This window comes from Limnochorda sp. L945t, from assembly GCF_035593305.1.
Taxonomy (GTDB): domain Bacteria; phylum Bacillota; class Limnochordia; order Limnochordales; family Geochordaceae; genus Carboxydichorda; species Carboxydichorda subterranea.
Genome location: NZ_CP141615.1, coordinates 3,200,783 through 3,226,946 on the forward strand (window position 1 = coordinate 3,200,783; position 26,164 = coordinate 3,226,946).

General features: G+C 68.6%; 21 protein-coding genes. 10 read left to right on the plus strand and 11 right to left on the minus strand.

All coding sequences use genetic code 11. From position 1 onward, the window contains the following. Positions 1 to 7: 7 nt before the first annotated feature. Entirely contained in the window at positions 8 to 1,702 is a 1,695-nt protein-coding gene (locus U7230_RS14815) for a glycerol-3-phosphate dehydrogenase/oxidase (protein WP_324716601.1), read from the minus strand. A gap of 62 nt (positions 1,703 to 1,764) precedes the next feature. On the opposite strand from U7230_RS14815, the gene U7230_RS14820 reads away from it, so the two are divergent. From U7230_RS14820 to U7230_RS14855, 8 genes are all read left to right on the plus strand, one after another. Then, on the plus strand, positions 1,765 to 2,376 hold the full coding sequence (locus tag U7230_RS14820; RefSeq protein WP_324716602.1) for a glycerol-3-phosphate responsive antiterminator: 612 nt from the start codon (positions 1,765 to 1,767) through the stop codon (positions 2,374 to 2,376). A gap of 308 nt (positions 2,377 to 2,684) precedes the next feature. Beyond that, positions 2,685 to 3,623, plus strand: coding sequence for a carbohydrate ABC transporter permease (locus tag U7230_RS14825; protein ID WP_324716603.1), 939 nt, complete (start codon positions 2,685 to 2,687; stop codon positions 3,621 to 3,623). Beyond that, the gene (locus U7230_RS14830; RefSeq protein WP_324716604.1) at positions 3,620 to 4,501 is read left to right on the plus strand and encodes a carbohydrate ABC transporter permease; all 882 of its coding nucleotides are present in this window, start codon (positions 3,620 to 3,622) and stop codon (positions 4,499 to 4,501) included. The genes U7230_RS14825 and U7230_RS14830 overlap by 4 nt, the downstream gene beginning before the upstream one ends. A gap of 105 nt (positions 4,502 to 4,606) precedes the next feature. Beyond that, positions 4,607 to 5,953: an ABC transporter substrate-binding protein gene (locus U7230_RS14835; protein ID WP_324716605.1), complete on the plus strand. Its 1,347-nt coding sequence runs from the start codon at positions 4,607 to 4,609 to the stop codon at positions 5,951 to 5,953. 385 nt (positions 5,954 to 6,338) lie between these two features. Beyond that, on the plus strand, positions 6,339 to 7,673 hold the full coding sequence (locus U7230_RS14840; protein ID WP_324716606.1) for a hypothetical protein: 1,335 nt from the start codon (positions 6,339 to 6,341) through the stop codon (positions 7,671 to 7,673). Between the two features lie 248 nt (positions 7,674 to 7,921). Next, a complete protein-coding gene (locus U7230_RS14845; protein WP_324716607.1) occupies positions 7,922 to 8,443 on the plus strand; it encodes an NADH-quinone oxidoreductase subunit NuoE family protein in 522 nt (173 codons plus the stop codon). Next, positions 8,430 to 9,806 (plus strand): complex I 51 kDa subunit family protein, encoded by a 1,377-nt coding sequence (locus tag U7230_RS14850; protein ID WP_324716608.1) that lies wholly within the window; start codon positions 8,430 to 8,432, stop codon positions 9,804 to 9,806. The genes U7230_RS14845 and U7230_RS14850 overlap by 14 nt, the downstream gene beginning before the upstream one ends. Further along, entirely contained in the window at positions 9,803 to 11,605 is a 1,803-nt protein-coding gene (locus U7230_RS14855) for an NADH-dependent [FeFe] hydrogenase, group A6 (protein ID WP_324716609.1), read from the plus strand. Before U7230_RS14850 ends, U7230_RS14855 begins: the two co-directional genes overlap by 4 nt. A gap of 65 nt (positions 11,606 to 11,670) precedes the next feature. On the opposite strand, the gene U7230_RS14860 is transcribed toward U7230_RS14855, so the two are convergent. From U7230_RS14860 to U7230_RS14900, 9 genes are all read right to left on the minus strand, one after another. Next, the gene (locus U7230_RS14860; protein WP_324716610.1) at positions 11,671 to 13,173 is read right to left on the minus strand and encodes a tripartite tricarboxylate transporter permease; all 1,503 of its coding nucleotides are present in this window, start codon (positions 13,171 to 13,173) and stop codon (positions 11,671 to 11,673) included. 33 nt (positions 13,174 to 13,206) lie between these two features. After that, positions 13,207 to 13,686, minus strand: a complete 480-nt coding sequence (locus U7230_RS14865; protein ID WP_324716611.1) for a tripartite tricarboxylate transporter TctB family protein — start codon at positions 13,684 to 13,686, stop codon at positions 13,207 to 13,209. Between the two features lie 19 nt (positions 13,687 to 13,705). Further along, entirely contained in the window at positions 13,706 to 14,740 is a 1,035-nt protein-coding gene (locus U7230_RS14870; protein WP_324716612.1) for a Bug family tripartite tricarboxylate transporter substrate binding protein, read from the minus strand. A 99-nt stretch (positions 14,741 to 14,839) separates the two neighbouring features. Continuing rightward, positions 14,840 to 15,655, minus strand: coding sequence for an ABC transporter permease (locus U7230_RS14875; RefSeq protein WP_324716613.1), 816 nt, complete (start codon positions 15,653 to 15,655; stop codon positions 14,840 to 14,842). Further along, on the minus strand, positions 15,652 to 16,470 hold the full coding sequence (locus U7230_RS14880) for an ABC transporter ATP-binding protein (RefSeq protein WP_324716614.1): 819 nt from the start codon (positions 16,468 to 16,470) through the stop codon (positions 15,652 to 15,654). Before U7230_RS14880 ends, U7230_RS14875 begins: the two co-directional genes overlap by 4 nt. 13 nt (positions 16,471 to 16,483) lie before the next feature. Further along, a complete protein-coding gene (locus U7230_RS14885; RefSeq protein ID WP_324716615.1) occupies positions 16,484 to 17,551 on the minus strand; it encodes an ABC transporter substrate-binding protein in 1,068 nt (355 codons plus the stop codon). 139 nt (positions 17,552 to 17,690) lie between these two features. Further along, positions 17,691 to 18,608 carry a methylisocitrate lyase gene (gene prpB / locus U7230_RS14890; protein ID WP_324716616.1) on the minus strand — a complete coding sequence of 306 codons (918 nt, stop codon included), beginning with the start codon at positions 18,606 to 18,608 and terminating at the stop codon, positions 17,691 to 17,693. 253 nt (positions 18,609 to 18,861) lie between these two features. Further along, positions 18,862 to 20,292 (minus strand): tetratricopeptide repeat protein, encoded by a 1,431-nt coding sequence (locus U7230_RS14895; RefSeq protein WP_324716617.1) that lies wholly within the window; start codon positions 20,290 to 20,292, stop codon positions 18,862 to 18,864. A 479-nt stretch (positions 20,293 to 20,771) separates the two neighbouring features. Further along, positions 20,772 to 21,983: a TIGR04053 family radical SAM/SPASM domain-containing protein gene (locus U7230_RS14900; protein WP_324716618.1), complete on the minus strand. Its 1,212-nt coding sequence runs from the start codon at positions 21,981 to 21,983 to the stop codon at positions 20,772 to 20,774. 170 nt (positions 21,984 to 22,153) lie between these two features. On the opposite strand from U7230_RS14900, the gene U7230_RS14905 reads away from it, so the two are divergent. Beyond that, positions 22,154 to 23,146, plus strand: a complete 993-nt coding sequence (locus tag U7230_RS14905; protein ID WP_324716619.1) for an NAD-dependent epimerase/dehydratase family protein — start codon at positions 22,154 to 22,156, stop codon at positions 23,144 to 23,146. A 69-nt stretch (positions 23,147 to 23,215) separates the two neighbouring features. Continuing rightward, a complete protein-coding gene (locus U7230_RS14910) occupies positions 23,216 to 25,258 on the plus strand; it encodes an acetoacetate--CoA ligase (RefSeq protein WP_324716620.1) in 2,043 nt (680 codons plus the stop codon). Here U7230_RS14910 and U7230_RS14915 read toward each other — a convergent pair. After that, positions 25,255 to 25,998, minus strand: coding sequence for an ABC transporter ATP-binding protein (locus tag U7230_RS14915; RefSeq protein ID WP_324716621.1), 744 nt, complete (start codon positions 25,996 to 25,998; stop codon positions 25,255 to 25,257). The two genes, U7230_RS14910 and U7230_RS14915, sit on opposite strands and share 4 nt — an antisense overlap. Between the last annotated feature and the right edge of the window lie 166 nt (positions 25,999 to 26,164).

Sequence of the window (26,164 nt, forward strand, 5' to 3'; positions counted from 1 at the left end):
GGGAGCGTTAGCGCCAGGCGGCAGCGCGTTCGGCGCGCTCCTGATAATGCTCGAGCTCGGCCCGGCGGCGCTCCAGAGACCAGCCCAGGGCCTCGGCCATGAGCTCGGCGACCGGCCCGGCGGCCGGCACGCCCCCGCCGGGAGCCGCCAGGGAGACCCGCAACCGTCGTACCAGCATGTCCTCCAGCGTGACGGCCATGGTCGCCCGACAGGCGAAGACGACCTCGGCCCTGAGCCAGGGGAGACCGGGCACGATGGGCCGGGCAAGGTCGGCGTCTTCTTTCATCACCTGCAGCAGCCGTCCCATCTCGTGGCCGTACGTATGCAGCAGCCGCTGGGAGATGGCAGGCTCGAGCCCCATGTGGATGCCTTCGCGAACCAGGTCCGGCCACGCTTCGGGCGCATCGGCCCCGACCAGCGGCAACTGGCGGGTGCGGCAGGCAGGGACGGACATGCCGCCGGCCCCCTGCCGCGCCTCTTCGGCGGCGATGGCGTCCACGGTGTCCTGGGCCATCCGCCGGTAGGCGGTCAGCTTGCCGCCGATGATGCTCACCAGCCCGGGTTCGTGCCGCACCACGGCGTGACGGCGAGAAAGGTCGGCGGAACGGGCACCGGCGCTGATGAGCGGCCGCAGGCCCGCGTACGCGGCGATGACGTCCGAGGTGTCGACGTGCACATTCAGGAACCGCCGCACGTGGCGCAGCAGGTACTCCACGTCCTCGGTCGTCACCGGAGGGTCTTCCGGCGAACCGTCGTACGGCGTGTCGGTCGTCCCGACCACGGCCAGCCCCTCCCACGGCACGACGAACGCAAGCCTGCCGTCCTCCGTCTCCGGCAGCACTAGAGCCGCCTCGCCGATGCCGAGGAGCTCCCGGGGCATCACCAGGTGGACCCCCTTGCTCAGGCTGAGGCGGATGGACCGGTCGCTGCCGGCCAGGGCCGCGACCTGCCCCGCCCATACCCCGCTGGCGTTGACGACCCACCGGGCGGCCACGGTGTACCGGCGCCCGGTGAGGCGGTCCTCCACCTCGGCCCCGGCGACCCGGCCTTCCCGCCGCACCAGGCTCACCGCCCTGGCGTAGTTGACAGGGAGTGCGCCGTAGCGGGCGGCGGTGCGGATGACTGCCATCGTGAGACGGGCGTCATCGGTTTGGGCGTCGTAGTAGAGGGAGGCCTGCTGCAGGCCCTCCCGGCGCAGGTACGGGCACAGTCGCAGCGACTCCGCCAGGCCGATAGCCCGGTGCCGGATCAGCACCATGCGGCCTGCGAGCCGGTCGTACATCCAGAGCCCCGTGCGCATGGCGTAAGGCATGAAAGCCCGCCCTGCCGCCGGAAGGCGCATGCCCATGGGGCGCTTCAACCCCTGGTAGAACGGCACCACGAAAGGCAGGGGCCGCACCAGATGGGGCGCGTTGGCGGCCAGCAGCGAGCGCTCGATGAGCCCCTCGCGCACGAGGCCGAAGTCCAGCATGGGCAGATACCGGATGCCCCCGTGGACGAGCTTGGTCGAACGGCTGCTCGTACCCGAGGCGAAGTCCCACTGCTCCACCAGCCCCACGCGAAGGCCCCGCGTGGCGGCGTCCAGAGCGACCCCGGCTCCGGTGATTCCTCCTCCGATGACGAGGAGGTCGACGCCCGCGGCCTGCATGCCCTCCAGCGTCGACGTACGAGTCGTTGCGGTGAGATCCTCAGCGAGTCCCATACGGCGCGTCGCTCCTTCCACGGCTCTTCCGGCGAAGGCCCGGGCGGGGTAACTTAGTAGCGATGAACGACTTGCCGACTCCAACGAGCTGGCTCGACGAGGTGCGCCAGCGCCGGGTGATCGCCGCCGTGCGCCGGCCGGATGACCTTCGAGCGGTGCAGCGGGCCCGTCTCCCGGTCGTCTTCGTGCTCAACTGCACCATCTTCGACCTGCGGGAAATGGCCCGCGTGTGCCGCGAGACGCGTATCCGGTGCTTCGCCCACCTGGACCTCGTGGAGGGGGTGGGCAAGGACGCGGCCGGGGTGGAGTTCTTGGGGCGGGAGGTCGGGGTCGACGGCATCGTGACGACCCGCAGCGCCTCGATCCGTGACGCCCGGCGGGTCGGGCTGGTCGCAGTCCAGCGCGTCTTTCTCCTCGACTCGGGCTCCCTTGGCACCGCGCTCTCCGTCGTGCGCAGCACCCGGCCCGACGCCGTGGAGATCATGCCGGCCCTCGTGGTGCCTGCCATCGTCCATCGCCTGCCTTTTGCCGACCTGCCGCCGGTCATCGCCGGCGGGCTGGTCCAGACCCTCGAAGAGCTCCATACCGTGCTCGCCACCCCGGTAGTGGCGGTCTCCACCAGCGCGCACGGCCTGTGGGCGTATCGACCCGGCCCCCCGGTCTCGCGCCCATGACAAAACCCCTGACGCGCATGGCTGGCTTGCCACGCACGCAGGGGCTGTCTCCTCGTACTCCGGGCCCTGCGATGTCGGCCTGATGGGCACTTCGTCGCCCGAGGCCGTGCTCCTGCTCCTGCAGTAAAGAGCAGGAAGGTATGGTCCGGAGTCGAATGAACCCCGAGGGACGAGGGCTGGAGATGAGGGAGTGGCCCCGCCCCGGCGTGGGGGAGCATCGGAGTACCGGCGCGCCGGGGCGGGGCCTTTGTGCGCCGGCGCCTCGCCGGCCCGTTTCTCCCTCGGGGTATGGAGGTCACAGGCGCAGCATGGGTCGTCCGGTAGCGGCCGGAGGCGTTGCGCGCGCCGTCCGGACCAGACCGTCGGGTCTGCGTGCCAGGCACGCAAGGGCGCTGGTCGAGGCCGGCGCCTACCTCGGGCCGTCCCTGCTCATCTTTGCCGTCTTCGTCTTCTGGCCGCTGGTGCGGACGCTGAGGCTGAGCTTCTACGTGACCGACCCCCTCGGCCGGCCGGCGGCCTTCGTCGGGCTGGCCCAGTACCTGCGGCTCGTCCGCCCGGCATTCCTCAACAGCCTACACGTAACGCTCCTGTTCGTCCTGTACGTGGTGCCGGCGACCATCCTGCTCGCCCTGGCGCTCGCGGTGCTGGCCAATTTGCGCCTGCGGCGCATTGCCATTTTCCGAGCGTTGTTTTCCTCGAGCATCGCGGTGTCGGGCGCCACCGCCTCCGTCATCTTCCTGTTCATGTACAACCCTGCCATCGGCCCGCTCAACTACCTCCTGCAAAGCGTGGGCCTGCCGGCGCTGCGCTGGCATACCGACGCCGTGAGCGCGCTGCCGTCGGTGGCGCTCACGACCGTCTGGCTGCAGCTGGGGCTCAATACCATCATCCTGCTGGCCGGCATGCAGGGGATCCCCGAGGAGTACTACGAAAGCGCCGCGCTGGACGGCGCGACCTTTTTCACCATCTTTCGCCGGATCACCATGCCGCTGTTGTCACCCTCCATCTTCTTCCTGGCCGTGGTGGACACGCTGTCGGCCTTCCAGACCTTCGCCCCCTTCGAGATCATGACGAAGGGCGGCCCCATGGATGCCACCAATACGCTGGTCTACTCCATCTACCGCGAGTTCTACTTCAACGGGCAGTACGGCTTCGCGGCGGCGCAGTCGGTGGTGCTGTTCATCATCATGCTCCTGCTGACCGTCTTGCAGTTCCGGCTGATGGAGCGGCGGGTGTTTTACCAATGAGCGACATGGCAGGCGAGGCGGCGTCCTCGCCCGGCCCGGTGCGAGCGCGTGCCCTGAGGCGAATCCAGCTCTTGCGGGCAGCGGGGCTCTACGCAGGGCTCTCGGTCGTTGCGATACTGGTCGTCTTCCCCCTGCTCTACGCCCTTGCCACGAGCCTCTTGACGGCGGGGGAGGCTGCGGCTTACCCACCCCGGCTCTTGCCCTCGGGCCTGCGCGTCGAAAACTACCTGCAGGCGCTGAGACAGGCGCCGCTGCCGCGATACTTGCTCAACAGCGTGATCCAGAGTGCGTCGGTGACCCTCGGGCAGCTGGCGACCGCGAGCCTGGCCGGGTTTGCCTTTGCCTTCCTCCAGATACCCGGCAAGCAGTTCCTCTTTTTCGTCTTCCTCGCCACCCTGATGATCCCGTGGGAGGCGACCATCATTCCCAACTACCTGCTCATCCGGAGCATGGGCTGGGCCGACACGTACCAGGGCCTGACCGTGCCGTTCTTGGCCACGGCGTTCGGTACGTTCCTCCTGCGCCAGTTCTTCATGACCATCCCCAAAGACCTGTACGACGCGGCGACCATCGACGGGTGCGGGAGCTTTCGCTTCCTCACCACCATCGCGCTGCCGCTGGCCCGGCCGGCCCTGGGCACCCTGGCGGTCTACGCCTTCTTGCAGACCTACAACCAGTACCTGTGGCCCTTGCTCATCACGAGCAACGCTCACATGCGCACGGTGCAGATCGGGATCGCGCTGCTCCAGGACGAGGAGCGCTTCGCCCTCAACGTGGTGATGGCGGGCGTCGTCATCGTCCTGTTGCCCACGTTCGTGCTGTTCGCGCTCGGCAACCGCCAGCTCATCCGCGGCCTCACGGCCGGCGCCTTCAAGTGAGGCCGGTGTGGGTGTGGGGTGCCCGGAAGGGGGTGATGGGGCGGGGACGGGCGGCAACCAGGGGGTTCACGCGGGGCCTCAGCGAACGGGAGGAGGCACGGTTCGATGGGGAAAGGGACGGTGCGGATCGTCGGCCGCTTCCTGGCGGCTGCCCTCGTGGTGGTGCTGGCCGGCGCGGGGGCGCTGGCAGCGCCGGTCAAGATCACGTTCTGGCACAGCATGGGCGGCGACCTGGGCGGCCGGTCGATCCCGGAGATGGTGGACCGGTTCAACAAGTCGCAAACCATGTGCGTGGTCGAGGCCAGCTACCAGGGCACCTACGATGACGCGCTCAACAAGCTCAAGGCAGGGCTGCAGTCGAAGGACATCCCCGCGGTCATCCAGCTCTACGACATCGCCACGCGCCTCATGATCGACCTCGGGGTGGCGGTTCCCGTCCAGGAGTTCGTGGACAAGGAGGGCTACGACCTCTCCGACTTCGAGCGCAACGTGCTGGCGTACTACTCGGTCGGCGGCAAGCTCTACTCGATGCCCTTCAATACGTCCAACCCGCTCCTCTACTATAACGTCGACGCCTTTCGCAAAGCAGGCCTCGACCCCGGGCGGCCCCCTCGCACCTTCGACGAGGTGCTGCAGGTCGGGCGCAAGCTGACGGTCAAGGACAGCGCCGGCCACGCCGCGCAGTACGGCATATCGCTCGCGATCTACGGGTGGTTCTTCGAGCAGTTCCTGGCGGTCTCCGGAGGGTACTACGTCAACAACGGCAACGGGCGGGACAGCCGGGCCACCGAGGCCACGTTCAACGGCCCGCAGGGCGTGCGGGTGCTCGACTGGTGGAAGCGGCTGTTCGACGAGGGCGTCAACCTCAACCTGGGCCGCCGGACGGTGGACGCCCGCAACGCGTTCACCGCCGGGCGGGCCGCCATGGTGATCGACTCCACGGCGACGCTGCGCAGCCTGCTGGACGCCTCGACCGGGAGGTTCGAGCTCGGGACGGGCTTCCTTCCGAGGCCGAGCGAGCAGGCTTTCAGCAACTGGGGCACCATCATCGGGGGCGCCTCGTTGTGGATCCTCAAGGATCGGCCCGAGGCCGAGCGCAAGTGCGCGTGGGAGTTCGTGAAGCACATGGCTTCGCCCAAGGAGCAAGCCTTTTGGTACACCGTCTCCGGGTACTACCCGATCCGCCTGTCGGGGTACAACGAACCCCTGGCCATCGAGTGGCGAGAGAAGTATCCGCAGTTCGAGACGGCGATCCAACAGCTGCACCTGGCGCCCAACAACCGGGTCACCCAGGGGGCACTGATCGGGGTCTTCCCGCAGGCTCGCCAGACGATCGAGGGAGCCATCGAAACGGTGCTCGCCGGGAGAGCCACGCCCAAGGTGGCTCTCGACCAGGCAGCCCAGTCGGTGACCGACGCCATCTGGCAGTACAACCTCACGACGGGCCGCTAGGGCACGGCCATCCGCCAGGGCGGGAGCGGCGGCCGGCAGTTGCTCCGGGAGAGAGCCGGGGCGCCGGCCGCCTCGCCGCCCGCCCATCGCCTCTATCACTCGAGCCGCGTTTCGAGCTTGGAAGTACGGGTAGGCGTGGTACGGCGCGCGATGGTACTATAGTACCACACCAAAACGGCCTGTCCCTCAACAAAGTAGCAGAATGGCACAGGCGTTCGGTTGACATCCATGCACAGCTTTGGTACTTTTGGTACACCCACTGGGGTTAAGCGAGTAGCGCTGATGGGAGAGGCCTGACGTCGACGGCCTGAGAGTGGAGTGACCTGGCCGATTCGCCACGCGTAGAGCACAACCGAGACAAGGGAAGAGCCGAGGTGGATGACGGGTGTCGGAGTTGCCCGAGCATCCGAACCCGATGGACACGACGTTGGTCAACCTGGCGGCGGCCTCGGATAGCCCTGGGCCGCTGCGCCGGTATGCTACGGTGGCCGCCAAGGCCACCGATGCGCTTTCCGGGCAACCCGACTACTTGCAGGCCGTCTTCCTGGCGGCCCTGATGTCGCCCGTCTTCGCAGGCGCCAGCCCGGGTCCGGCCGAGCCGGGGTCGCTCCGCCCGCACCCGAATGGACGCCACGCGCCGGCCGGTCGAGCGAACGGCCGGCGCATCCCGCCGATACGCGGGGCGCTGCGGGAACGGGCCCGCCGTTGGTTACTCCCCGAGGAGCTGCTCCCTCCACCCGAAAGCCGGTTGAACGGGCTCGAGTTTTCCGGGACCTCCCCTGCCGGATGGGCGCTCCTCGGGGCCGCTGCCGCCCGCCGCCGAGGCGCACCGGCCGACGATGTCGCCATCGTCGGCCTCGCCTCGGGGCGTTGGGGGGCCATCGTCCGCCAGGACGGGGCCCTGGTTTGGCTGGAGGGCCCCAGCGTCCGGCAGGCCGAGGGTCCGAGGTTACGGGGTGGGCAACGGGACAGTCTTCGCGTCGCGTTCAACGACGCCGGGTGCTGGACTTCCGCACGGCAGGGGCCGCGCTCCGGCGTTCGGCCGGCGGTCCGGCCTCGCACGCGGGCCGCTTCGCCGTCGTTCGACATGGGCAAGCTCCTGCGCAGCCTGGCGCCGGTGGGCCGCCAGTACCGGGATCCCCTGGACTGCCGCGCGCTCACCACCGGCGAGGCGCTACGCCGTGAAGTCTTCGCCCGGGCGATGGACGCGCCGGGTTCGGTCTACACGCTGGCGCTCTATGCCCACCAGACGCTGCTCGTCCACCGTCCCGAGGCGTATGCCCTTGCCTCGGTCATGAGCCCCACCATCGAACGGCTGGCCCGGCGCCTGGGCGGCGTGGAAGGGGTCCTGGCGTTCGTGCGCCGGCACGTCTCACCCGGTTCGCTGTTCCCTGAGCCGGACCGCGTCATGCTGGCGCAGCAGGTCCTCGAACACGGCCTCGCCCGGCCGTCGGATGCCGCGCTCCTCATCTTCTCGTTGCTCCACTGGCAAGGATACCCGGCCCGCGTCGTCCGCACCACGCGCGGCATGTACGTCGCCGCCCGGGACCATCGGGGCACCCGGGTGATCGACGCGTCGCGCCTGGCCCTTTGTGATCGCCCCGAGGGCGTCCCGGTCATCTCCTTCGATGCGGAGCGCCAGTACGGCTACCGTGACGCCTGGCAGCTGCCCGAGGCGCTGTCGATGCCGCCCGAGCCGGCAGGCGTGACGGTGGCGTAGTCCAGCCCCTCGTTCCGCTCCGGCGACGCACCTCTTGGCACGATGGCCGCGTGAAGGGGATCCCCGTATCCGGAAAGGAACCGCTTGCTAGCACGCCGAATTGCTCCTGTGAAGACAGGGGGCGTGGCCGGCCGCTCGGCGCGGGCGTGGGCCATTAATTTTTACACACACTTGTGAATGCGATTACAATCGCACATCGCGGCCTGTGCTCGTTGGGTTCGCACGATGGGAGTCAGGAGGTGGGAGCCATGTCCAACCGCCTGGGGCAATCTGGCCGCGGGACGACTGGATTGCTGGCGGCGCTGCGAGACGAGCAGGTGCGCCGGGGATATCTCTCCCCCGAGGCCCTGATGCGCATCGCGGCCGAGCGGCGCCTGAGCCCTTCGGTCGTGTACGGGGTCGCCACGTTCTATCACGAGTTCTTGATCGGTAACGTCCGCGAGCTGGTCATCCGGGTATGTGACAGCCCCTCGTGCCACCTGGCCGGCTCGGAGCTGCTCATCGAACAGCTGGAGCGGCTGGTTGCGCGCCTGCCCGGCCCGGTCGGCGGGAGCGTGGACGAACTGGAGCATCGCGCACCGGCGGTACGTATCGAGCGGGTCGGGTGCCTGGGCCAATGCGATCGCAGCCCTGCCGTCATCATCGGATCCCGCCTCTACCTGAAGGTGCAGTCGAGGGAGCTGCCGCTGTTGCTCCAACGAGCCCTGGCGGGCGGCGACGCTGCGGCGCCCGCGCCGGCGCAAGGGGGTGACGGTCGTGGTCACACGTGAACTGCTGCTGGCCCGCCGGGGCCGGATCAACCCGGACTCTTTCGCGGACTACCGAGCAGCCGGCGGGTACCGGGCGCTCGAGGAGTGGCTCACCCGCCGGACCCCGGAGGCGTTCATCGAGGAACTCAAGCGAAGCGGCCTGAAGGGCCGGGGAGGCGCCTGGTTCCCGACGGGGCTCAAGCTGGAGATGGCCAGGGGTTCGGAGAGCCCCCGGTTCATGGTCTGCAACGCGGACGAGGGCGAGCCGGGGACCTGCAAAGACCGGGTGCTGCTCGAGGAGGACCCCCACTCGGTCCTGGAAGGCTTGATCCTGGCCGCCTGGGCGGTGGGCAGCCACCGCGGCATCCTGTACCTGCGCGGCGAGTACGCCCACCTGGCGCCGCGCCTCGAGCACGCCCTGAGGCAGGCGGAGCAGGCGCACCTGCTCGGAGACGACATCCTCGGCACGGGCTACTCCCTGCACGTCGAGCTTTACCTCGGCGCCGGCGCTTACGTGTGCGGGGAGGAGACGGCGCTGCTCAACTCGGTCGAAGGGCTGAGGGGTGAGCCACGCCTCCGCCCGCCCTATCCCACCCAGCGAGGGCTGTTTGGCTGGCCCACGGTGGTCAACAACGTGGAGACGCTGGCCAATTTACCCGTGATCGCCGCCTATGGCGGGGAGTGGTTCCGCCATATCGGGCATCCCGACTGCCCCGGCACCAAGCTGTTCTCGCTCGTGGGCGACGTCAAGCGCCCGGGCGTGGTGGAGGCGCCCATCGGCGTCTCCCTCGAGCAGCTCATCGAGGAAGCGGCCGGCGGCGTGAGCGGCCCCTGGCCCGTCAAGTGGGTGCAGATCGGCGGGGCCTGCGGCGGGGTACTGGGCAAAGGCCGCTTACCCATCGACTGGCATGGGGTCACGCTCGACCCCCAGGCGCTCAAGGCCCTGGGCGCGGGGCTCGGCACGGGGTCGGTGCTGGTGTGCGACTCCACCCGCTGCCCGGTGGACGTCGCCCGCTCGCTTGCCCGTTTCTTTGCCCGGGAGTCGTGCGGGTACTGCACGCCGTGCAGGGAGGGCAGCCTGCAGATCCTGCGGGCTTTGGACCGCCTGGCGACGGGCATCGGGCGCCGGCAGGACGTCGACAACCTCGACGTGCTGACCCGGGTCATGCAGGCCGCCTCCCGGTGCGCGCTGGGCCAGTCGGCGCCGGTGGGGTTGCGAGGCCTGCTGACGCACTTCCGCGACGAGATCGAGGCCCACCTGCTGGGGCGGTGCCCGTCGGGGTCCTGTCCCATGGCCGAAAAGCCGGCCGGCCGCGACCGCACCGGCGCCGTAGCGGCCCGCCACGTGGCCGCCGCAGTGAGGGGAGGGCGAGCGGAGACATGACGTCGCGGGAGTCGGGCATCACCAGGGATCCGTCGCCCCAGGTGCGGATCGCCGTGACCGTCGACGGGCGGCCGGTGTCGGTGCCGCCGGGGTCCACGGTGCTGGACGCGGTGCGCCAGGCAGGGGTCGACGTGCCGACCCTGTGCAGCCATCCGGATCTCCTGATCCGGGGCAGCTGCCGGTTGTGCGTCGTGAGCGTGGACGGCAAGCCCGGGCTGGTCGCCTCGTGTGAGACCCCGGTGCACGATGGGATGACGGTGCGGACCTTCGGCGCCGACATCCAGGAGGCGCGGCGGGTCAGTCTGGAGCTCCTGCTGGCGCGGCACCCCATGGAGTGCCCCATTTGCGAGCGCTCGGGGCACTGCGAGCTCCAGGCCGTCGCACAACGGCTGGGCGTGCGGGCTGCCCGGTTTACCCCGATGCTCCTGCCGGCCGTGGCCGATCGAACCAGCCCCTCCATCGTGCGCGAGCCGGCACGGTGCATCCTGTGCCGGCGCTGCGTCGAGGTTTGCATGGACGTGCAATCGGTGGCGGCTCTGTTTCCCGCCGGGCGAGGCTACCAGACGCACATCGGCACGTTCATGGAGTCGGGCCTGGCCCAGGTGGCGTGCGCGCTGTGCGGCCAGTGCCTGCTCGCCTGCCCGACCGGGGCGATCCACGAGGTGGACCACACAGAGCGGGTCTGGCAGGCGATTGCCGACCCGGAGCGACACGTGGTCGTGCAAACGGCCCCGGCCATCCGGGTCTCGCTGGCGGAGGCGTTTGGCGCGGCGCCCGGCGAGATCACCACCGGCAAGATGGTGGCCGCGCTGCGGCGCTTGGGCTTCGACGAGGTGTTCGACACCAACTTCGCGGCGGACCTGACGATTCTCGAGGAGGGCCATGAGTTCATCGGCCGCCTGCTGTCCCCGGGGCAAAGCCCGCTGCCCATGATCACCTCGTGCAGCCCCGGATGGATCAAGTTCATCGAACACTTCTACCCTCAGTTGCTCGGTCATCTGTCGAGTTGCAAGTCTCCGCACGAGATGCTCGGCGCGCTGGTCAAGACCTACTACGCTGAGAAGCGGGAGATGGATCCGGCCCGCCTGAGCGTGGTCTCCGTCATGCCGTGTACGGCCAAGAAGTTCGAGGCGGAGCGACCGGAGATGGGCAGGGACGGGATGCGAGACGTGGATGCCGTCCTGACCACCCGGGAGCTGGCCCGGATGATCCGGGAGGCCGGTATCGACTTCGCCAGCCTGCCGGAGGAGGATTTCGACGAGCCCCTGGGCCTGTCGACGGGAGCGGCCGCGCTCTTCGGCGCCACCGGCGGCGTCATGGAGGCCGCCCTGCGCACGGTATACGCCGTGGTGACCGGTAAGGAGGCGCCGCCCCTCGAGTTCGCGGCCGTGCGGGGCATCGACGGCCTGCGGGAGGCGGAGATCCGCATCAACGGGCAGGCGGTGAGGGTGGCAGTCGCCCACGGCCTGGGTAACGCCCGCGTCTTGCTCGACCAGATCGCCGAGGGGAAGAGCCCTTACCAGTTCATCGAGGTGATGGCATGTCCCGGCGGCTGCATCGGGGGCGGCGGCCAGCCGATACCGTCCACCAAGGAGATCCGAGGGCGGCGGATCCGGGCGATCCATGCCGTGGACGAATCCAAGGCGCTGCGGCGCTCGCACGAAAACCCGGCTCTGCAGCAGCTTTACCGGGAGTACCTCGGGGAGCCGGGCAGCGAGCGCGCCCATCACTTGCTCCACACGCACTACACGCCGCGTGCGCTGTGGCAGCCGGTGGAGGCGCGGGCGGTGGTCTCGTAGCGGCCTTCGCCTTGGCTCCAGTTTGACCTGATATCCTGCCGCCCGGGCTTCCCATCGTCGCTCGCTCACGCCGGCGTGCCGCTCGGCAAGCTCGCCGGCGCGCGCCTGCGGCGCATCATCGGCACCAGGAGCAACAGCGCGGACAGCACGAGCACGACCAGGGATAGCGGCCGGGTGAAGAAGATGGACGGGTTTCCGCGGGACATCATCATGGCCTGGCGCATGGTCTGCTCCATGAGCGGCCCGAGGACGATGGCGAGCACCATGGGCGCCGCCGGGAATCGGTAGACCCGCATGACGAACCCGAGCACCCCGAAGGCGATGAGCATCAGGAGGTCCAGCAGGCTGTTGTTGATGGCGTACACCCCGATGAAGGATAAGGCCACCACCGCTGCCAGCAGCAGGGGCTTGGGGATGTCGAGGATCCGGGCGAAGAGGGGCACGAGGGGCAGGTTGAGGATGAGCAACATCACGTTGCCGATGTACATGCTCGCCACGAGGCCCCAGAAGATCTCGGGGTGCTGGGGGATGAGCAGCGGCCCTGGCTGGATGCCGTGGATCATGAGCGCTCCCAGCATGACCGCCGTGGTGGCCGACCCCGGGAGGCCCAGGGTGAGCAGCGGCACCATCGCGCCCGAGGCAGCCCCGTTGTTGGCAGACTCTGGTGCCGCCACGCCTTCGATGGCGCCTCGCCCGAAGCGCTCCGGGTGTTTGGAAACCTGCTTTTCGATGCTGTAGACGATGAACGACGAGGTGCTGGCCCCCACACCGGGCAGTACCCCCAGCAGGAACCCGATGAGCCCGCCCCGGAGCATCGGCCTCCATGACTGGCGCAGGTCCTCCCGGGTCGGGTAGGGCGTCTTGACCGGGATGCGCTGGGCCAGCGTCTCCGGCTGCACGACCTCCCAGAGCACCTCGGCTATCGCGAACAGCCCCAGCGCCACGACCAGGAACTCGACCCCGTCCAGGAGCTCGGGGTTGCCGAAGGTAAACCGGGTCGTGCCGGTCTGCAGGTCGATGCCGATGGTACCCAGGGCCAGCCCTACCAGCATGGAGATGAGTGCCTTGGCCACCGAACCCTCGGCAAAGGAGGCCGTGGCCGTCAACCCCAGCAGCATCAACGCGAAGTACTCCGGGGGTTGGAACGCCAGCGCCAGCCGTCCCAGCGGCGGGCCGCCCACCATCATGAGTACCACGCCGAGCGTTCCGGCGATGAACGATCCGATGGCGGCGACGCCCAGGGCGCTGCCGGCGCGACCCTGGCGGGCCAGCTCGTAGCCGTCGAACGTCGTCACCACCGAAGAGGCCTCGCCGGGCGTCTTGAGCAGGATGGACGTCGTGGAACCGCCGTACATCGCCCCGTAGTATACGCCGGCCATGGCAATGATGGCGGAAACGGCAGGCAGCTTGAAGGTCATGGGGATGAGGAGCGCCACGGCGCTGATGGGTCCGATGCCGGGCAGCACTCCCACCACCGTCCCGGCGATGACGCCGAGAGACACGAGCAACAAGTTGATGGGCTGCAGGGCGACGGAGAAACCGTGGCCCAGCATCGACAGGACGTCCATGGGCGGCCTCGCCTGCTTCCCGTATCGGTATCGCTACAGGGGCCAGACGCCGCGAGGCAGAGGCACCTGCAGCAGGTTGTTGAAGAAGTACCAGATGGCCAGGGAGAAGGTGGCGGCCACCGCGACCGTGCTCGCCCACCGGCGCCAGCCCAGCACCGGCGGGACGGCCACCAGGAAAGCGAAGGTAGCCGCCACGAAGCCCAGAGGCTCCAGGACGTGCACGTACCCCAGGCTCAGCAGCGCGACCGCAGCCGCACGCCACAGCTGCGGCATCCTCCAGTGGAAGCCCTCGGGCGCGGCGTAAGGGCCGGGACGGGCGGCCAGGAGGAGGGAGACCGCCAGCAAGGCGACGCCCACCGCCATGGGAAAGACGTGCGCGTCCACGACGACGGTCATCTGAAAGCGCGGCAGCTTCCATGCCTCCCAGAGGTACCAGAGCGCGACCAGCGCCATCGACAGCCCGATCGTCGTATCGACGCTCACCCGGTGAGCCGGGTCGTGGTGCCGGCGCATGGCGGCCCCCCTTTCTCCGTTACTTGAGCAGCCCCATCTCTTTCAACAGGTTGCCCATGAGCTTCTCTTGCCCGTCGAGGTAAGCCTTGAACTGGTCTCCCGGCAGGTAGCCCGGATGCCAGTTGAACCGGCGCAGCATCTCCTTCCACTCCGGCGTCTGGACCATCTTGGCCAGGGCGTTGGACATGTACGTGCGGGCCTCCTCCGGCATGCCGGGCGGCCCGAAGATGCCCCGCCACACCTCGAACGTGGCGTTGATGCCGAGCTCCTTGAGCGTCGGGACGTTGGAGAGGCGGGGGTCGGTCAGGCGCTCCGGCGAGGTGACGGCCAGGGCCCGGACCGAGCCGGCCTCGATGTACCCGAGGATGTCGCCGACGCTGGTTGAGACGATGTCGATGGAGCCTCCCAGGAGGGCGGCGTTGAGCTCCGATCCACCCGGGAAGCTGATGTACAGCACGTTGCGCACGTCGACGCCCGATTGCTGGGCGGCCATCATGAAGGAGAGGTGGTCCATGCTACCTGGAGCCGACGCGCCGCCGACCACCAGGCCCTTCGGGTTTTGCCGAAGGACCGCCATCAGCTCGTCGAGAGACTTGTAGCGGGAGTCGGAGCGCACCCCGATGATCTGGTAGTCGTTGAAGAGCCGTGCAAGCGGCGTCAAATCGCGGTAGCTGAAAGGCGTTTGCTTGTTGAGGTGGATGAGGATGAGCGGTGGCGAGAAGACGATGAGCGTGTTGGGGTCTCCCTTGCGGTTTTGTACGACGTGGCTGAGAGCGACGGCTCCGCCCCCGCCGGCCCGGTTTTCGACGGGCATCGCCACGGGGACGAGGCGGGTCTCGGTCAGCACCTGCGAGACGGTGCGGGCCGTGAGGTCCCATCCGCTCCCGGGACCTGCTGGAGCGACGACGGTGATGGGCCGCGAGGGGTAACCTTCGGCCAGAGCTGGAGTCGTGACGAAAACAGCCATGAAGGCCATCAAGACGGTTAACGGCACGACGACCGGCAGAACGTGGACATTCCATCGCAACCGCATGCCCAGCGACGATCCACGCACGAGATCTCGCCCCCCTCGGCTTCACCCCGTGACGCGGTGCGTCGCGGGGTAGTGGCAACCCTTTTCGTGCCGCGTGGCAGGGGTTCCTCTCGCGAGCCGTTACGAGTGCTGTTCGTGCTCTTGCGTGCCGAAGCGGCGGAGCATGACCCGTTCCAGGAGGGCCACGGTCGCGTAGAGCAGCACGGAGAGCCCGATCAGCAGGGCGAGCGAGGCCATGACGAGGTTCATGTCGAACACCTGCCCGCCGTACACGATCAGGTACCCGAGCCCCCGCCCGCCGGCCAGGAACTCGCCGGTGACCGCGCCCACCAGCGCCAGGCCCACGTTGACCTTGAGCGCGCCGATGATGGCCGGCACCGCCGATGGCACGATCAGCATGCGAAAGATCTGCCCGCGCCGCGCTCCCAGCGACCTCAACAGCTGGACCCTGGCCGGATCCGTCTCCACGAAGGCCCCCAACACGACCACCACGGCCACGACGACCGTGATGGCGATGGCCATGGCGATCACCGACTGCACGTTGGTGCCGAGCCAGACGATGAAGAGGGGGCCCAGGGCCACCTTCGGGATCGCGTTGAAGACGACCAGGTAAGGTTCGAGCACCCGGGCGAGGTACGGCCACCACCACAGGGCGGCCGCGATGGCGACCCCGAGAGCGGTGCCTGCCACGAAGCCGGCTGCAGAGGCCAGCGCCGTGCTCGCCAGGTGTACCCAGAGGTGCCCCTGGGAGGCAAGCTGCAGGATGGCGCCGGCGGCGGCGGAAGGCCGGCTCACCAGGAATGCAGAAACCCATCCCTGGTCGGCGGCCAGCTCCCAGCCCCCGAGCAACAGCGCCAGCAGGGCGGCCTGCCCTGCCGCTGCGGCCAGGCGGGCCCGTCGCTGCGCCTTGACGTATCGGCGATGAGCGGCGGTCATGCGTGGACCTCCAGGTCGTTCCAGATGGCCGAGAAGTAGTCGGAATAGGCAGCCGACCGGCGGGCCTCCAGGGGCGACAGGCGGTCGGCCCCGGCGCCCAGGTCGATGACGTAGTTGGCCTTGACCCGGGCCGGGCGGTGCGTCAGGACCACCACCCGATCGCACAGGGCGATGGCCTCGCCGATGTCGTGGGTGACGAGCAGCACGGTGGCGCCCCGAGGCCGCAACGCCCTCACCAGTTCCTCCTCGAGCAACAGCCGGGTCTGCCCGTCCACGGCAGAGAGGGGCTCGTCGAGCAGCACCACCCGCGGATCCAGGGCCAGGGTTCGCACGAGAGCCGCCCGCTGGCGCATCCCTCCCGAGAGCTCCCTGGGCAACCGCCGCTCGAAGCCGGCCAGGCCCGATACCCTCAACATCTGCTTGACCCGCTCCACGGCCTGGGGCGTACGGGCCCCCCGGACGTCGAGCCCCAGGAGCGCGTTGTCCAGCACCGTGCGCCACTCGAGCAGGCAGTCCTGCTGGAGCATGTAGCCGACGTCAGGCCGGGGGCCTCGGACAGACTCCCCGTCGATCCGCACTTCGCCGTGGTCGGGAGCCAGGAGCCCTGCTACGATGGAGAAGAGGGTGCTCTTTCCGCATCCGCTCGGGCCCACGATCCCGACCCACTCGCCGGGAGCGGCCTCGAGCGAGACGCCGGCGATGGCCCGCGTCTCGCCCCGGTGGTTGTGGTAGGTATAGGAGACGTCTTCGACCGACACCCGGCCTGCCGACTGCCCCACCTGCTGCTCCGCCGGGCGGATGGTCGTCCTGTGCATCGGTACCACCTGCTCACGACGACGGCGTGAGTTGGGCCACGGCGCGTTCGGCGAAGCGGTTGGTCATGAGCGTGTCGAAGGGTACCCGGCTCTTCAGTTCGCCGGCTGCCTGGATGACCTCCAGGAGGTGGTCGAATCCCTTGCGGGAGATGACCGGGGTCGTCTTCCAGGTACGCTGGTCCTTGTAGCGCTGCAAGGAGCGTTCGAGCACCGAACGATCCATGCCCGGGAAGAAGGGTGCGACCACCTGAGCGATCTCGGGGATGGAGTGGCTCGCGACCCACAGTTGGCCCCGGTAGATGGCGTTGGTGAAACGCTGGATGATGTCCGGATGCTGCTGGATGAAGCTCTTGCGGGCGTGGTAGACGGTGTAGGTGATCTCGCCTCCCTCGACCCCCAGCGAGGCGACGATCTGGCCGATCCCGCGCTGCTCCATGGCGGTCATGGTCGGTTCGAACTGGGCGATATAGTCGCCCATGCCGCCCTCGAAGGCGCCGGGGGCCGCCTCGTAGGCCAGGTGCGTGATGATCTGGACGTCTTTGTGGGGGTCGATGCCGTGCTGGCGCAAGACCCACTCCAGCACCATCTCGGGCACGCCTCCCTTGCGCCCCCCGATGATGGTCTTGCCCCGCACGTCCGTCCAACGAAACTGCCCCGTCGGGTGCCGGGCCACCAGGAAGGAGCCGTCCGTCTGCGTGAGCTGCGCGAAGCCCACCGCGTAGTCCTGGGCGCCCCGCTGGTACACGTACACGGCCGCCTCCGGGCCGAAGAAGCCGATGTCCGCCGACCCCGACAGCAGGGCCGCCATGCCCTTGTCGGCGCCCTGTGCGGTGGCCAGCTTCACCTCGAGCCCCTCTTGCTCGAAAAACCCCTTTGCCAGCGCCACGTACTGGGGCGCATAGAAGACGGAACGTGCGACCTCCGACAGCCGCACCACCGTCAACGGGCGTGACGGCGACCCTGCAGCGGCGTGGACGGCCCTCGAACCCATCACGAGACCAAGGATGGCCAGGGCGGCCACGATCCGGGCGAGCATGCCGACCTGCCGCGGGCGGCGCCCCGGCGACAGCCTGCCTCTCACGACGCATTCCCCCAACCGGCCGGCGAGCGGCCTGTGCGCATGCACCGGGGTGGGTGGCTCCCAGGAGCGGCGTCCTGGGCCCGGCGCACCCCCATGCTACGCCTGGGGACGGGAGAGAGGTGAATGGTGGACGGCGGGGCTAGGAGCCGGCGCGGTGGCGGCCCTCCTCGGCAAGCCCCCGGTCGAACCGCTCGTACTCCTCGTAGCCTATGAGGTCGTACAGCTCCCGGCGGGTCTGCATGCGATCCAGCAAATCCGCCTGGGTGCCGCGCTCCCGGATCGCCACCAGGACCTCCTCTACCGCACGTGCGGCCACCCGCAGCGTGCTCACCGGGAAGACGACCATCTTGTAGCCCATCGCCCGGAACTGCTCCACGCTCAGGTAGGGGGTCTTGCCCCACTCGGTCATGTTGGCGAGCAACGGCGCCGGGACCTGCCGGGCGAAGGTCCGGAACTCCTCCTCGCTCTCGAGGGCCTCGGGGAAGATCACGTCCGCCCCCGCCTCCAGGTAGAGGCGGGCCCGTCGCACCGCTTCGCTCAACCCGTGGGTGGCCCTGGCGTCGGTCCGGGCCACGATCAGGGCCTCTCGGCGGACCCTGGCGGCCGCCGCCACCTTGGCGACCATCTCTTCGGCCGCCACCACGGACTTGCCGCTCAGGTGGCCGCACTTCTTGGGCATCTCCTGATCCTCGATCTGGATCGCAGCCGCCCCCGCCTCCTCGAGCTCCCGCACCGCCGCGGCCACGTTGAGCGCCTCTCCGAAGCCGGTGTCCGCGTCCACGACGATGGGAAGCCCGGTGGCGCGAAAGAGCTGCCGCACCGCCTGGCTCAGCTCCGTCAGCGTGAACAACCCGAGGTCGGGCAGCCCCATGCTGGCCGAGAAGGCGGCACCCGAGAAATAGAGGGCCCGGAACCCCACCTTGCGCGCGATCAGCCCCACCAGCGGGTTGAACGCCCCCGGCGCCACCACGATGGGCTCCCCTTCGAGGAGCCTTCGTAACACGGTGCCCGGGTGCTCGGTGCCGGGCCGCTCCAGCACCCACGCAGGACCTGCCACGCCTGAACCCTCCTTGCCCGCTCGCACGGTCTTCTCCGTGCACGTCAGATGCGCAAGAGCTCACCCGGCCGGCGCAGGTCATCCTGCTGCTCCGGCTGTATCACCCACCGTATCGCCGCGCGAAAGGCCACTCCACTGGGGTCAGCACGCCGTCGGGGCCGACGGCCGCGGCGTACTCGGCCGGCAGCCCGGCGGAGCAGTCGCTCAGGCTTTAGCACCTGGGCAAGGGGTTACCTCCCCGGTGCGGCGACGCTCATTTCCGCGCGGCGCCGTGGGGCTCCTCGTGGCTTGCGGTTTCTGTTACGCCTTGCGCGGGCACGACCGGCCCGGTGAGGAGGTACTTCGCCAGCGAGGGTGGACGCAAGAGGTTCATGGCGGCCTTACGGTAGAGTTCCGCCGCCCGGACATGCTCGCCCCGCTTCGCCAGCAGGTCCGCGTACTCGAGCTGCAACTTAGCGAGCTCCGCGTCCAGCTCCAGCTGCTCCATGAGTTGCAAGGCCGTGTCGTAGTGCGAGGCGGCTTCGTTCAGTTCCGACATGACCGCCAGCACCCGGCCCAGGTGCCAGTGGGCCCGGGCCTTGTCGCCGGGGCGCTCGTGTTCCTCGGCCAGGGCAATGGCCATGTATGCATGCCGGAGCGCGTCCTCCCGCTGCCCCATCTTGGCGTAGCACCAGCCGAGCTCCATGTGGTTGTAGGCGAGCAGACGCACGTCGCCAAGAGCCTCTGTGGATCCGAGGCTCTTGGTAAACGACTCGATCGCCTCTCGCCAACGTCCTAGTTCCTCGTATGCGAGTCCTATGTTGTGTTGTGCCCTGTTCACTTCGATAGGGTACCGCATGCGCATAGCGATGTTGAGGGCCTCCTGGAAGTGCTCGAGAGCGACCGTTGCTTGACCACCGTCGAGAAGAGCCAGGCCGAGGTTGACGAGTGCTGAAACCACATATCGCTCTTCGAGTTGCTGGGCGATGACCCGAGCTTGCTCGAGATACGTGACCGCCTCCTGGAGATGCCCCACGTGCCGGGCAAGGGTTCCGACGTGCAACAGTACCTCGTATCGGGTAAAACTGTCCCCCTTCGCCGCCTCCGCGGCTGCCAAGGACTGGTGGGCATACACGTATGCGCTGTTCAGGTGGTCCTCAAGGTACTCGAGATACGACCGCGCCAACATGGCCTGAACCCATTCCGCCCCGGGAGTTGAACCAGCGAGCGCATGGAACGCCGAGGAGAGGGCCGCACGTGCTTCATCGAACCTGTCGGCCCGGGCGAGGATGCGAGCCAGAGTCAGCCACCCTTTCGCTATCAGCGGGGCACGACCTAGATGTGAAGCCTTCTCGATGGCGACTCTCGCGGCCTCCTCTGCCCTCCCGATGTTTCCCGCCGCCCACTGCTGCGAGGCATCCTGCAACGCAACCTGGACCTCTTCCTCCCCGGGGAGTTGCACGGCCGTATCCGCTGACTCGGTGTCACCGGCGATGAAGTACGTCACCGGAACGCCAAAGAAGGAGGCGAGCCTCTCAAGCACCGATTTGGTCGGGTTAGTGGCTTTTCCCGATCTCAGGCGCCACACGTAGGATACAGACAATTCCGTAGCCTGGGCTACTTGATCGAGCGTCCACCGACCACCGTCGGGGCGCCTCGCCGTCTCGAAGAGCCTCTGCAGTTTTTTCGCCACGCTGCGATCCATGAAATAGACCTCCTCTGAGAGTAGGCTGAGACTATAGTACTATACAACCCCCGGGCTGGTGCGCATCGGGCCTCCACAACGAACAGAGGTTCCCTTGACTGGTGTGCGCTTATAGTGATATGCCAATTTCAGACACAGCGTGACGCTATGGCATAAACTCATAGAAAGAGGGGCTCAGGGATGAGACGAATAGCGGCAGCTCTGTTGCTGGCGGTGTTGCTTGTCTTGGCATGGGTGCCGTCGTTCACGCTGGGCGTTGCAGGCGACGGGTATGCGTCTGCTGCTTCATCCAGGATAGCGCCGATGGCGCAGGATCCAGGCTCCGACTCATGGCCATTGTGAAGAGGTAGGGCGCGGTTCAGGGGTATCTCCGAGTCGGAGCGGCAGGGCGAAGCTACCCTATAGCTCGTGGCCGGAAACCGCAGAGAGCGGTGGTGCAGTTCGTCGTTTTCCCGGGCGCGAGTGGCGAGGGCGTCCGGCTAGGCTGGGCTCGCGGCAAGGTACGGATGGAGTTCGTCCTGAAACGGAAACGAGCCGGGCTCGTAGGTGCACCACGGCTCCTCGGCCAGCGCGTTGCCCGTGGCGCCGAAGGCTCGGGAGCGCGACCCGCCGCATACCGCCCGGAATTCGCACCGCCCGCAGCGGCCCTCCAGGCGATCGGGGTCGCGCAGCGAGCGAAAGAGCGGCGATTGGCGGTAGATCTCGGTCAGCGGCCGCTCGCGCACGCTGCCTGCCGCCAGAGGAAGGAAGCCGCTCGGGTAGACGACGCCCAGGTGCGAGATGAAGACGAACCCGCGCCCGGCGTTGACGTCCAGGGGCGTGCGTCGCATGGGCGAGCGCCCGTCGAAGTCGACGTCCGGGGCGACGGCCTCCAGGCGCCTGCGCAGCTCCCGGTAGGTCTCCCCGAGCACCAGCGCATCGCTTGGGGGGATGCCGCGCCGCTCCAGGATTTGCCGTTGGATGACCACCCGCCGGAAATGATGACCCTCCGTCGTCTTGAGCGAGACCACCTTGTCGGCATCATACAGGAAGTGCAACACGTCCTCGAACTGCTCGGGCGTGATGGCGTCGAGGGCGCGCCCCCGCCCCGTGCGCACCAGGAAGAAGAGGCTCCAGGTCATGGCGCCAAGCTCGCGCACGAGGCGCAGGATCTCGGGCAGATCGTATAGGTTGTGCGGCGTCACGGTGGTGTTGATCTGCACCTTGAAGCCCAGCTGCCGGGCCGCCCGCCACCCGGCCAGTGTCCAGCCGTAGACGCCCTCCACCCGCCGAAATCCGTCGTGAATCTCTGCCGTGGACCCGTCGAGGCTCAGCGAAAGCGCCACAGCCCCGGCTTCCCGCAGGCGGGCCAGGTTGTCGTACGTGAGCGACGGCGTACCGGACGGCGAGACGGAGACCGGTAGCCCGATCCTGGCGCCGTACTCTACCAGCTCGAAGAGGTCGGGCCGCTTGAACGGGTCGCCGCCGGTCATCACGAAAAGCGGTGGTGGCGGCCCGAACGAGGCGACCTGGTCCATGAGCGCCCGCGCCTCTGCGCCGTCCAGCTCCCGCGGGTGGCGCAGTGGTTGGGCCTCGGCCCGGCAGTGCTTGCAGGCCAGGTCGCACGCCTGCGTGACCTCCCAGATGACGATGAACGGCCGGTCGTTGAGGTCGTATCGGGCATGACGCACCGCAGTCGCCGGCTTGGGCAACCCCCATCGCTCCTTACCACCGACGGCCGCGTACCCTGCGCTTCCCGGGCACGTTTCCCGTCGACGGTGATGTGCACCGTTTGCATTATCCCTCACGCCGGGCAGGAGGTCACGGGACGAACATCCCGAATCCGGCTGCTACGAACGGCCCTGGAAAGCGGAGGGATACCTTGCGGGCGCTGGTCACGGGAGCCACGGGTTTCCTGGGCCGCCACCTGGTACGGGCCCTGGTACGGCGGGGTGATCGCGTGCTGGCCGTGCGCCGTGAAAGCTCCGATACGTCGCGCTTGCGTGGCCTGCCGATCGAGTGGGCGGTCGTCGACCTGGCGAGGCCCGGCGAACTCGAGATCCTCATGCGGGGGATCGACGTGGTCTTCCACGTGGCAGGCCATCTGTCGTGGTGGCGAGGGGATCGCTCCCGCCAGTGGGCCGTCAACGTCGAAGGGTCCCGGAGGGTCGCAGAGGCGGCCTTGCGGGCACGGGTGGGGCGGCTCGTCTATACGAGCTCTGTCGCGGCCGTCGGCTTTCCCCTGGACGGCCGGCCTGCGGACGAGACGTTTTCCTTCAACGGCTATCGCCTGGGTAACCCGTACAGCATCTCCAAGTGGGAGGGGGAGCAGCGGATCCTGGCCCTGGTGCGCCGGGGTCTCGACGCCGTGGTGGTCAACCCGGCCACGATCCTGGGGGACGATGCCCCGCGCCCTGGGACGCTGGTGCAACGGGCGGTCGCGGGGGCCGTGCCGGGGTGGATCGACGGCGGCACCACCTTTTGTGACGTGGAGGACGTCGTGGCCGGTCACCTGGCCGCCGTGGAGCGAGGCCGTACGGGCGAGCGCTACATCCTGGGCGGCCATGACGTCGCCTTTCGCACCATTCTCACGGATTTGGCCCGGGCCGCCGGCGCCCGGCCTCCCCGGCGGAGGGTGCCGGCGGCGCTGGTGCGAGCCGCTGCCTCGGCGCTGGAGGCGGCCGCGTGGCTGTCGCGCCGGGCGCCTCCCTTGACCGCCGCACACGCCCGCCTGGCCGGATACCACCTTTACTATGCATCGGACAAGGCGCGCCGCGAGCTCGGGTATGCCCCGGGCCCGTACGACGCGATGATACGGCGCGCCGTGCTGCCTTACCGCACGGCCACCGGCGGCCCGGCAGAGCAAGAGGGATAACGGGCACGGCTATCGAAAGCGCTTGCAACTGCCCGGACGCATCGGCGGGCAGGCAGGGGGGCTTGTCCGGTGGCGCATGACGCTGGAGCGGCCCGGTCCCGGGCCGTGGACGAAGGGGAGCTGCTCTGGCAGCCGTCTTCCGGCCAGATCGAGCGGGCCAACCTCACCCGCTACCTGCGCTGGCTCGAGCGGCACAAAGGCCGCTCGTTCGACTCGTACGACGCCCTGTGGCGCTGGTCGGTGTCCGAGGTCGAGGCGTTTTGGGCGTCGATCTGGGACTTTTTCGAGATCCAAGCGTACCGGCCCTATGCCCGGGTGCTCGGAGGGCGGCAGATGCCGGGCGCCCGGTGGTTCGAAGGGGCCGAGCTCAACTATGCCGAGCATGCCCTGCGCCGCCGGGACGAGGCGCCGGCCGTGATGTTCGCCGCGGAGGGGCGACCGCTCGAGGTCATGAGCTACCGGGACCTCGCCGCCGAAGTGGCCCGGCTGGCCGCTACCCTCAAGGCCCTCGGGGTGCGCCGGGGGGATCGGGTGGTAGGTTACCTGCCCAATGGCCCGCACGCGCTGGTGGCGTTCCTGGCCGCCGCCAGCCTGGGAGCCATCTGGTCGAGTTGTGCCCCGGAGTTTGGCATCCGCAGCGTCGTAGAGCGATTCGCCCAGATCGAGCCCGCCGTGCTGCTGGCGGTAGACGGCTATCGCTACGGGGGTAAAGCGTTCGACCGCCTGGCCCACCTCGCCGAAATTCGCCGGCAGCTGCCCACTTTGCGGAACACCGTCGTCGTTGCGTACCTGCGCGACGATCCGGATCTCTCCGGCATTCCCGGGGCGGTGACCTGGAAGGACCTGCTGGAGGCACACGGGGGCCCAGGGGGTGAGCCGGGGCTTTCCTTCGAGCCGGTGCCCTTCGACCACCCGCTCTGGATCCTCTACTCGTCGGGGACCACGGGCCTTCCCAAGGCCATCGTGCACAGCCACGGAGGCATCCTGCTCGAGCATCTCAAGGCGCTCTCGCTGCACCTCGACCTGGGCCCGGGCGACCGCTTCTTCTGGTACACCACGACCGGCTGGATGATGTGGAACTTCCTCGTGAGCGGCCTTGCGGTGGGCGCCACCGTCCTGCTGTACGACGGGAGTCCGGGATACCCGGATCTCGGGGCCCTCTGGGCTTTCGCAGAACGAACGGGCATGACCTACTTCGGCACGAGCGCGCCCTACATCCTCTCCCTGATGAAGGCGTCCTTCCAACCCGCCGCCCGCTATGACCTCGGCCGCCTGCGGGCGCTGGGGTCGACCGGGGCTCCCCTGCCTCCCGAGGGCTTCCACTGGGTCTACGAGCACGTGAAGCGGGATCTGCTCCTCGGCTCCATCAGCGGCGGCACCGACGTCTGTACCGCCTTCGTGCTCTCGTGCCCGACGCTGCCGGTCCGCGCTGGCGAGATCCAGTGCCGGGGGCTTGGGGTGCATGCCCAGGCGTGGGATGCCGCCGGGCGGCCCCTGGTCGGCCAGGTCGGCGAACTGGTCGTGACCGAGCCGATGCCCTCCATGCCCGTCTTCTTCTGGAACGACCCCGGCATGGAGCGCTACCGGCAGAGCTACTTCGAGATGTACCCGGGCGTCTGGCGTCACGGAGACTGGATCAAGATCACGCCCCAGGGCAGCTGCGTGATCTACGGGAGGTCCGACTCCACGCTCAACCGGGGCGGCGTGCGGATGGGGACCAGCGAGTTCTACCGGGTGGTGGAGGAGCTGCCGGAGGTGGTCGACAGCCTGGTGGTGGACACGGGGCAGCTCGGCCGCGAGGGGAAGCTGCTCCTGTTCGTCGTGTTGCAGAAGGGGGCCGTCCTGGACGCCGCGCTTCAGTCGGCCATTCGAGAGAAGCTCCGGCGCGAACTCTCACCCCGCCACGTGCCCGACGCTATCTACGAGATTCCCGAGGTGCCCCGCACGCTCAATGGGAAGAAAATGGAAGTCCCCGTCAAACGCATCCTTCTGGGCGTGCCCGTCCATGAAGCGGTCAGCGCGGATGCGATGGCCAATCCGGGTGCCGTCGATGTCTTCGTGAAGATGGCCGAGGCCATGGCCGGGAGCGGGGCCGAGGCGCGGGCGGGCTAGAGCGTGGCCGGCCGGGTGCAGGCGTCGTGCACCGCGTGGCGGACGCGGGCGACCTCCTGCCAGTACTCGGGATGGGTGCGAGAGCGCGGGCGCGGGAGCGTGATGTCGATCCGAGCGTGGACGGTGGCCGGCGAGGGTGTGAGGATCCAGACGCGATCGGCGAAGAAGACCGCCTCCTCCACGCGGTGGGTGACCATGAGCACCGTGGGCCGCTCGCTGAGCCATAGTTGCAGGGTCCGGTCGGCGACCTGCTCCGCCGTCACCTCGTCCAGTGCGCTGAACGGCTCGTCCAGCAGCAGCAGATCCGGCCGGATCACGAATGCCCGCGCCAGCGCGGCTCGCTGCTGCATGCCTACCGATAGCTGGTGCGGGTAGGCACGGCCCCACCTCTCGAGCCCGACTCGACGCAGCCAGCTCTCCACCTGCGGAGCGATGGATGCCGGTCGCTCCCGGCTGCAAACGAGCCGGAGGTTTTGCTCGACGGTCAGCCACGGGAGAAGGCGCGGCTCCTGGAAGACGAAGGCGATGCGGCCGGGCTGGCGGGTGAGGCTTCCCCGGTAGTGGCGATCGAGGCCTGCGATCAGGTGCAGCAGGGTCGTCTTCCCGCACCCGGAGGGCCCCAGCAGCACGGCAAACTCTCCGCGCCTCACGGATAGCGAAAGGTCCCACAAGACGGGGCGCCAGCCCGCCTCACCGTTCGGGAATTCCTTGAACAGATGAGCAATTTCAATGAAGTCCACGAGAAGCCTCACTCTTTCTGACAGCGCTTGCAAACGGCCCTCGGGCCGCTGCGGATCCCGTGAGTCGTATGCCCGGCGCCCCGGCCTCTTGCCGCCACCCATGATAATACTACCAACATCGTGAATACGGTATTGACAGACTGATGAGTCCCGTCCAGAATGGGAA